Annotated in this window: 3 protein-coding genes; 1 reads left to right on the forward strand and 2 read right to left on the reverse strand. The window is 58.8% G+C overall.

Translation table 11 applies throughout. The annotated features are described in order from the left end of the window. Positions 1 to 3: 3 nt before the first annotated feature. Entirely contained in the window at positions 4 to 1,515 is a 1,512-nt protein-coding gene (hpaE, locus tag ACR0AD_RS21060) for a 5-carboxymethyl-2-hydroxymuconate semialdehyde dehydrogenase (protein ID WP_480489514.1), read from the reverse strand. A 3-nt stretch (positions 1,516 to 1,518) separates the two neighbouring features. Beyond that, complete coding sequence (locus tag ACR0AD_RS21065) at positions 1,519 to 1,917, reverse strand: 5-carboxymethyl-2-hydroxymuconate Delta-isomerase (RefSeq protein WP_480484965.1); 399 nt, start codon at positions 1,915 to 1,917, stop codon at positions 1,519 to 1,521. A gap of 106 nt (positions 1,918 to 2,023) precedes the next feature. Between ACR0AD_RS21065 and hpaR the strand changes: the two genes are divergently transcribed. After that, entirely contained in the window at positions 2,024 to 2,464 is a 441-nt protein-coding gene (hpaR, locus tag ACR0AD_RS21070) for a homoprotocatechuate degradation operon regulator HpaR (RefSeq protein ID WP_267365251.1), read from the forward strand. The last annotated feature ends 2 nt before the right edge of the window (positions 2,465 to 2,466 follow it).

A 2,466-nucleotide genomic window follows, 5' to 3' on the forward strand; every position in this document is an offset into this window, starting at 1 on the left:
CGGTTACAGTTTCCCGAGCTGCATGATGTTGTGATTTCCGGTTGCGAAGCCGACGTGTTTTTGTTCCATGTAGAACTCGAAGCTCCAGTTGCCGCCGTCGCGGCCGATACCGGATGCTTTGACGCCGCCGAACGGGGTGGGCAGGTGGCGGACGTTTTCCGAGTTCACCCAGATCATCCCGGCTTCAAGCTTGTCGGTGAACCGCAAGGCGCGGGTCAGGTCATTGGTCCAGACATAGCCGGTCAGACCGTATGGTGTGTCGTTGGCAATCTGCAGCGCCTCGTCCTCGGTCGAGAACGGGATTGAGGTCAGAACCGGGCCGAATATCTCTTCGCGCGCGATACGCATCTGGTTATTGGCATCGGTAAACAAGGTTGGGCGAATGAAATACCCTGTGTCGCCCACCTTGACACCCCCGGCGGCGACAGTCGCACCGTCTTCTTTGGCGATGTCAAAATAGGAGGTCACCTTGTTATAATGCTCCTCGGTCACCAGTGGCCCGATCTCGGTCTCAGGATCCAGCGGATGACCGACCTTGATGGTGTTGACCCGTTCGATCAGCTTTGCCTCGAACGCGTCCTTGATGGTGTCCTGCACCAGCAGGCGCGAGGATGACGTGCAGCGCTCGCCATTGATCGAGTAGATCATGAAGATCACCGCATCCAGCGCCCGGTCGAGATCGGCGTCGTCGAACACAACAACCGGGTTCTTGCCGCCCAGTTCCAGATGCATCCGCTTGAGCGTATCGGCACCTTGTTTGGTGATGATGCTGCCGGTGCGGCTTTCACCGACAAAGGCGATCGCCTTGATCAACGGATGCTCCGTCAACGCCTTACCCGCATCGGGGCCGAACCCGTTCACGGTGTTCAGCACACCCTTGGGCAGCCCGGCCTCTTCGGCGATCTCCACCAGCAGGCGAGCGGACAGCGGAGAATCTTCGGCCGGTTTGTGAACCACAGTGCACCCGGCAGCCAAAGCAGGTGCGATCTTCCATGTCGACAGCATGAACGGCGTGTTCCACGGCGTGATCACCCCCACCGGACCAATCGGAACGCGCGTGGTGATGTTCATCAGGGTCGGCGACTTAAGGTGCTGACCGTCCCGCGCCTGGACCACCTGATCCGCGAAATACCGGAAATTCTCGGCCCCCCGCAGCGCGGCCTTGGACATAAAGCGCAGGGTCTGGCCGGTGTCCCAGCATTCACACAGCGCAATTTCCTCGGCACGGGCCTCGATCGCATCGGCAACGTTCAGCAAGATGCGGCGCCGCTCGGTGGCAGGCATGTCGCGCCAATCGGCAAATGCGGCGTGGGCGGCATTGGCGGCAGCGTCGATATCATCGGCTGTGCCATGGGCGACATCGCAGATCACCGACCTGTCAACCGGGGAGGTGGATTGGAACACCCCTGCGGAACCGTCGCGATCTTCGCCCGCGATCCGGTTCTTGATGCCGGTTTCCTTAAACCGGGCCAGAAAGCCCGCCAGCTTCTCGATATTCGTATCCAGTGCGCTCATGGATCAGGTCTCCTGGTTGGTCGCGCCCAAATGGTCCCGGATCGTGCCGGTCTTGGGCGAAAGGTCTGGGTCAATGTCACGCATCTCAAGCGAGAGCGCGATGGAATGTCCGGCGAAGGCGGGGGACAGATAGGCCTCAACCGCCTCAAAAATGCGCTGCGTGGCGTCCCGTTTGACATCCGCAGCCCGGCCAGCGCGCAGGCGGATCGAGATATCGATAAACCCATGCGCCGGATTGCCGTCCGCGATGGCATAGTGATCGACCCGCGTGGCCCGGACACGAATACCGGGCAGGGGAAATGTCTTGATCCCGGCAGCCGTGGCCCGGATGCATTCGCACAAGCCACTCATATCGACCCTGTCTTCCAGATTGCCGGAATACTCGACGTGAAAATGTGGCATATGCTCCCTCCAATGGTAAACATGTTTAGTAAATTGGAACCCCCGCTGTCAAGAACTTGCTTTGTTAATCTTTGCATCTTTTGACTCTGCGAATTAGAAGACTGTCATGAGTGAACAAAGCCACACCAAGAACACCTCGCGCGCCCTTCCGATTGCCTTGCTGCGCGCACGCGAAACCGTCATGGCCCCCATCCGGGACATGCTGCAGGGGATACAACTGACCGAGCAGAAATGGCGCATCCTGCGCGTGCTGGACGAGTTGGGTGAAGTGGAGCAAAGCTCGATTGCCAAAGAGGCCTGCCTGCTGTTGCCAAGCCTCACCCGCATCCTGCGCACGATGGAAGCCGAAGGCCAAATATCACGCCGCCAGGACAGCCACGACAAACGACGCACAATGGTGAAGATCACAAACGAAGGACGAAACATCCTCGCCGATAACCTCGGAACCTCTCTGCAGATCTACCAAAGCATCGAAAAACAAATGGGACGAGAAAAACTCAACCAACTCCTCGACCTGCTCGAAGAACTACAAGCCGTCAAAGTCTGACC

The organism is Ruegeria sp. BH8 (assembly GCF_056538065.1).